Source organism: Sphingomonas sp. 10B4 (genome assembly GCF_035019905.1).
GTDB classification, from domain to species: Bacteria; Pseudomonadota; Alphaproteobacteria; order Sphingomonadales; family Sphingomonadaceae; genus Sphingomonas; species Sphingomonas glacialis.
This window is the reverse complement of record NZ_JASJVC010000382.1, coordinates 1-261: the sequence shown is the minus strand read 5'-3', so window position 1 is coordinate 261 and position 261 is coordinate 1. Positions and strand designations below refer to the sequence as shown.

General features: G+C 61.3%; 1 pseudogene. It reads right to left on the bottom strand.

The window, feature by feature from the left end:
* A pseudogene (locus QN347_RS20205) lies at nt 1-261 on the bottom strand (hypothetical protein); the annotation flags it as partial.

The following is a 261-nucleotide window of genomic DNA, read 5'->3' as shown; positions in this document are numbered from 1 at the left end:
GCTTGTTGGCGCGCTAAGACGCCGGCAAAATGCAATTGCAGCAGCATGCGCTCGATCCGATATGGATGCTCGCCGATATCTTCCAAAAACAAGATGCCCTGCTGCGGCTCGTGCCAGTACGGCGTACCCAAGGTATGCACGAGCATGGCCAAGTTGCCACCCCACAAGCAGCCATCGACCGCCATATCAGCACTGTCTGGGCTGGCGAAGTCGACGCGGTGCGGCACAGCGGCCGCAACGGCGCTCAGTGCGGCGGCAAAC